At 63.0% G+C, this 4,899-nt stretch carries 7 protein-coding genes; 4 read left to right on the forward strand and 3 right to left on the reverse strand.

Going from position 1 to position 4,899, the window contains the following annotated elements:
* Positions 1-92 precede the first annotated feature (92 nt).
* Both DFP89_RS19625 and DFP89_RS19630 read right to left on the reverse strand, forming a co-directional pair.
* Positions 93-401, reverse strand: coding sequence for a type II toxin-antitoxin system RelE/ParE family toxin (locus DFP89_RS19625; protein WP_114351003.1), 309 nt, complete (start codon positions 399-401; stop codon positions 93-95).
* On the reverse strand, positions 398-649 hold the full coding sequence (locus DFP89_RS19630; RefSeq protein WP_245948889.1) for a CopG family ribbon-helix-helix protein: 252 nt from the start codon (positions 647-649) through the stop codon (positions 398-400). Before DFP89_RS19630 ends, DFP89_RS19625 begins: the two co-directional genes overlap by 4 nt.
* Before the next feature lie 58 nt (positions 650-707).
* On the opposite strand from DFP89_RS19630, the gene DFP89_RS19635 reads away from it, so the two are divergent.
* The gene (locus DFP89_RS19635; RefSeq protein ID WP_114350999.1) at positions 708-1,985 is read left to right on the forward strand and encodes a peptidoglycan-binding protein; all 1,278 of its coding nucleotides are present in this window, start codon (positions 708-710) and stop codon (positions 1,983-1,985) included.
* 2 nt (positions 1,986-1,987) lie between these two features.
* On the forward strand, positions 1,988-2,236 hold the full coding sequence (locus DFP89_RS19640; protein ID WP_114351000.1) for an Acb2/Tad1 domain-containing protein: 249 nt from the start codon (positions 1,988-1,990) through the stop codon (positions 2,234-2,236).
* On the opposite strand, the gene DFP89_RS21210 is transcribed toward DFP89_RS19640, so the two are convergent.
* Positions 2,125-3,036, reverse strand: coding sequence for a DUF6538 domain-containing protein (locus DFP89_RS21210; RefSeq protein WP_425452687.1), 912 nt, complete (start codon positions 3,034-3,036; stop codon positions 2,125-2,127). The two genes, DFP89_RS19640 and DFP89_RS21210, sit on opposite strands and share 112 nt — an antisense overlap.
* A gap of 316 nt (positions 3,037-3,352) precedes the next feature.
* Here DFP89_RS21210 and DFP89_RS19650 point away from each other — a divergent pair, with 316 nt between their 5' ends.
* Complete coding sequence (locus DFP89_RS19650) at positions 3,353-3,610, forward strand: metal-sensing transcriptional repressor (protein WP_085378480.1); 258 nt, start codon at positions 3,353-3,355, stop codon at positions 3,608-3,610.
* An 8-nt stretch (positions 3,611-3,618) separates the two neighbouring features.
* A complete protein-coding gene (locus DFP89_RS19655) occupies positions 3,619-4,827 on the forward strand; it encodes an MFS transporter (protein ID WP_114351002.1) in 1,209 nt (402 codons plus the stop codon).
* Positions 4,828-4,899: the final 72 nt, after the last annotated feature.

Raw genomic sequence — 4,899 nt, forward strand, 5'->3', positions numbered from 1 at the left:
GCCAGTAAAGGTTGCTCATCATCACCCCCGTCAGTTCGGGAGCTTGAATCACGCAGGCAGACCAGCCTCAAGCCGATTAATGGGTCCTGACCCTAGCTTCTCTGCACCCTTTCCCGCAGCGCCCGCACAAGGTCGCGGGACGTGTGGAACACCGCCAGGATCGTGACGGCCTCGGCGCTGATCTCATAGACGATCAGATAGGGCAGGTCCGGGACGCTCAGCTCCCGTGTCTCGGGGTGACGGCCGGGACGTCCCAAGGCGGGAAACTCGGGCAGCTTTTCTGCCGCCCGGACAATCCCCCGATAGACGTTCTCGGCAGCAACGGGATTATCCAGCGCGATGTAATCCACGATCCCCTCAAGGTCGCGGGCGGCGGGTTCGGCAATGACAAGTTGCTTCAACGCGCCCAACCGTGCTTGGCAGCGATCCCGGCAAAGACTTCATCGGCAGGGACCACCTTGCCGTCACGGGCGGCGGCGATCCCGCTGGCGATCCGCTCCATCTGCCACGCATTGGCTTCCAGATACTGCTCTATCGCCTGATTGACGATGTAGTTGCGGGAACGGTCCATCGCGCTTGCCAGGGCATCGATCTCGGAGACCTTGGCCGTGCGGATGGTGATCGGCTCTGATGCGGCGCGCTGCGGCATGATGTGCTCCATTGTAGTCATATGTAATCATAGCACCTGCCGCCGTTCATTCCAAGCCATGCTGCCCGCTGCGCCGGTCGCTCGATCCCTGTGGTCTCGCTCAGGGATCATCACCTTCGGCCATGAGGCACAGCCCATCTTCGCCGCCCTGACCCCGGACCGGCAGGACGCGGCCTATCGCGAAGTGACCGAAGCCGTCGCCGCACGTCTCGGCACCACCGTCTCCGGGTTGGTGGTCCATCGCGACGAGGCGGCGGACCATGCGCATTTCCAATGCCCCGGCTTCACCCGCGACGGCATGCCGGTCTCAAAAATCGCCAAGCGCGAGGCCCTGCGCGATCTCCAGACCATCGCGGCGGAGATCATGGGACGCCATGCGCCCGGTATCGAACGCGGCACATCGCGCTGGCAGCGGATCGCGGCGGGCGAGGATTACGCCGATACGGTCCATAAATCCGCCGCCGAGATGCGCTCCCGCCTGCCCGCCGAGATTGCGGCCAGGGAAGCCGAGCTGGTGGCGGCACAGGAAAAGCTGGACAAGAACACGGCCCTGCTGGCGAAAGCGCAGGCCACAGCCGAGGGCAAGCGAGCCGAGAAGGCGCGCAGGAACGCCGTGACCTATGAGCGCCGGATGGAAGCGGCACGATCCGAACTGGCCGGGATCGAGGCCGATCTGAAGCGGCTGCGCGGCTTGCAGGACAGCATCCGGGCCGAGAACCGGAAGCTGGCTAAGGATGGCGAGCGCATCGCCCAGGAGAACGGGCAGAAGGCCGCAGAGTCCCGCCGCCTGGACGAGGCACTGGCTCAAAAAAAAACGCGGATCGCCAGCTTGCGGGCGAGATTGCAGAGCTTGAACGCCGCATATCCGATCACCGATCTGCAGATCGACGTGATGGCGACCTTTGTCGCGGATCTTTGCCGCATATACCGGATCCCGGTGACCCGGCGCACGGTGCTGAGCCACGCCGAGGTGCAGCCGACGCTTGGCATCAAGCAAAACGCCAAGTGGGACATCAGTTGGTTGCCCGGGATGGACAAGCCCGGCGATCCGGTTGCGGTCGGGGATCAGTTGCGGGCCCGGATCGGCGCGGCCATGGGCCAGCCCGCAACCGAGACTGTGGCCTATACCCCGCTGCTGCGCCGCGGATCTACGGGGGATGCAGTCGAATACCTGCAAAGCCTGCTGGCCGAGCGTGACTTTGACCCCGGCCCGATTGACGGCGCTTTCGGCGCCCGGACGGCGCGCGCCGCTGTCGAATACCAGAAATCCTCCGGCCTTGCGCCGGACGGGATCATTGGCCCCATGACATGGGCCGCGCTTTTCAAAGGAGACTGACCATGCAAACCAAAGGCGAATACCGCGTCGGCATCTCGTTCAACCCCAGCGCCTCGGGGCTGGTGGACGAGATCAAGCGCAAGGCTGCCGATCTTATCGATCTGATCGACAGCATCCACCCGCATGCGGGAGATGGCAATCAAGGGGAGTGGGGCGAAGAGGTTGTCCAGCTCAAGGATACGGCGCAGAGAGGCGTAGAGATCGCCGCCATGATGGCAGTCAAGGCCGCAACGAAGCCTGAAAGGGTATGAGAATGGACGGAATCAAAGCAGTTGCGCCGATATTCATCGCCAAGACCAGAAGTTTCTGGCTGGGGATCGTTCCGGCGTCCCTCACACTGATCGACGTGGCCTTTCAGGCGCTGACGCCTGGCCTGCGCCACGGCGCGCCACATCGCAGAGAGGTAAACGAAGTCCTTGTTTGCGGACTCGGCCTTGACCTCGCCGGCAGCAACGCGCTCCATCCATTTGGCCCGGAACGCGAACATGTCGTCGGTTGTCACATCCGCGAGCTGCTTGTTGCCAATCGCCTCGATAAAATTCGTCGTGGCTTTCAGGCGCGGGGCGCGGTGCCGCCGGAGCTGGTCCTGGCTCTTGCCAACGACACGATCACCGGCAACCTCGTAAAACTTCTCAAAGGCTTGGGAAACAGTCATGGCTGGCGCCGGAACGAGCCCGAGCGCCGCTTCTGCTTCCTTCATATCCAGCCTGCCACGCTTATCCATGATGGATTCGATCCGCTGCAAGACATCTTCAAGCGGCAGTCGAGCGACATCAGGCGCGTCGAGATAGCGATAGCCGCGCCGCTGCGCCAAGCTGCGCGCCGCTTTCATCCTCACATCACCATCTGTATCATGCCCGTCTATCTTGGCTTCCCAAGCTTCGATCATCTGTGCCCAGACTTCGGGGGCCTTGCGCCGCGCCACATCGAAACTGTCCGTCGCAAGCGAAATGTGAACCAGTTCTTTCGGCTCGACTGACGCATAGCGGATCGGCACCCGCTTGCGCAGGTAATAGGTATCGCCGCGCAAAATCGGGGTGATCTTTTTCATGCGGCGATCATGCTCATGGCGTCAGGGATATCAAGTCATGGCGTGCATCAAATTGTGAACCAAATTGTGAACCAAAACTGCCGGAAAATCTCATGGCGGCCTGGCCGTGCATAAAGAAATCGTTGTATATCAACAATGTAATCCTTTATCGGCATGGGATAATGGCGGAGGGGATGGGCCTGACGTCTAACCTTCTCTACCTTAAGTCATTGAAATTCATTATGTTTAAATCTCGGCAATCTTCAGCTTGCGCTTCCACATGACGCGATTAGCGCAGACCTTGCGCATATCCCCCCTGGGGGGATAAGAGCGCACGATGTCCGAGTCAGCCCAGCACAGTTCGCACCCCCATATCATCAACCGCCTCAAACGGGCGGAGGGACACCTCAGATCCATCATCGCCATGCTGGAGGCGGAGAAGCCCTGCGCCGAGATCGCGGGCCAGATCAAGGCGGTCGAAAGCGCTGTCACAGCCGCCAAGCGGATGCTGATTCACGACCACATCGATCATTGCCTGGGGCACGGCGGCGAGAGCGATCTCGTCGAATTGCGCGCGCTGGCCAAACTTCTCTGAGAGGCACCATGCTCGCCGTCCTTGCCAACCGCACGTACCGTCATCTGTTCGCCGCGCAGGTCATTGCGCTGATAGGCACCGGCTTGGCCACGGTCGCTCTCGGGCTTCTGGCCTGGGATCTCGCGGGGGCCGATGCGGGGGTGGTGCTCGGCACCGCGCTTGCGATCAAGATGGTCGCCTATGTGACGCTTGCGCCGATTGCCTCGGCCTTTGCCGACCGGGTGCCGCGACGGGCGATGCTGGTGGCGCTCGACCTGATCCGGGCGACGGTCGCGCTGGCGCTGCCTTTCGTGTCCGAGGTCTGGCACATCTATGTGCTGATCTTCCTGCTGCAGGCGGCATCGGCTGGCTTCACCCCGACCTTCCAGGCGACGATCCCGGACGTTCTGCCCGACGAGGCCGAGTACACGCGGGCACTGTCGCTCTCGCGGCTGGCCTATGATCTGGAGAACCTGCTCTCGCCGATGCTCGCGGCCGCGCTGCTGACGGTGGTGAGCTTTCCGGTCTTGTTCGGCGGCACCGTCATCGGCTTTCTGGCATCGGCCGCACTCGTGACGACCGTCACTCTGCCGTCACCCCGGCCGACGCAGCCGCGCGGTATCTGGGACCGGACCACCCGCGGCATCCGCATCTATCTCGCCACGCAGCGCCTGCGGGGGCTGCTTGCGCTAAACCTTGCGGTGGCCGCAGCAGGGGCCATGGTGATCGTCAACACGGTCGTGCTGGTTCAGGCGCGGCTTGGCCTCGGCGAAGAGCAGGTGGCGCTGGCACTCGCGGCGTTTGGCGGCGGCTCGATGGTCGCGGCGCTGCTGCTGCCGCGGCTGCTCGACCGAATGCCGGACCGACCGCCGATGATTGCGGGTGCCATGATCCTCGTTTGCGGAACGGCCCTCGGCCCGCTTGTCGGATCGCTGCCTGCGCTGATGGCGCTGTGGCTTGTCATTGGCTTCGGCTACAGCCTGACACAAACACCGACGGGGCGGCTGCTGCGCCGTTCCGCCCAGCCAGAGGATCGGCCGGCGATCTTCGCCGCCCAGTTCGCGCTCAGCCATGCCTGCTGGCTTCTCACCTATCCGCTGGCGGGCCGGTTCGGGGCCGCATTCGGTCTGGATGCGACCTTTCTCATCATGGCGGGCCTCGCCTCCCTCGGGGTGGCGGGCGCACTGAAGCTCTGGCCTGCGGCAGAGGCGGAGGTGTTGATTGCCACTGAGATTTGACCCGGCATTGTCACCGAGAACTGACCCACCCAGTGGTTATGTTCTGCGTGTTATGATGGCGTCAATGCTAGT

It is taken from the genome of Paracoccus lutimaris (genome assembly GCF_003337565.1).
Lineage (GTDB): Bacteria > Pseudomonadota > Alphaproteobacteria > Rhodobacterales > Rhodobacteraceae > Paracoccus > Paracoccus lutimaris.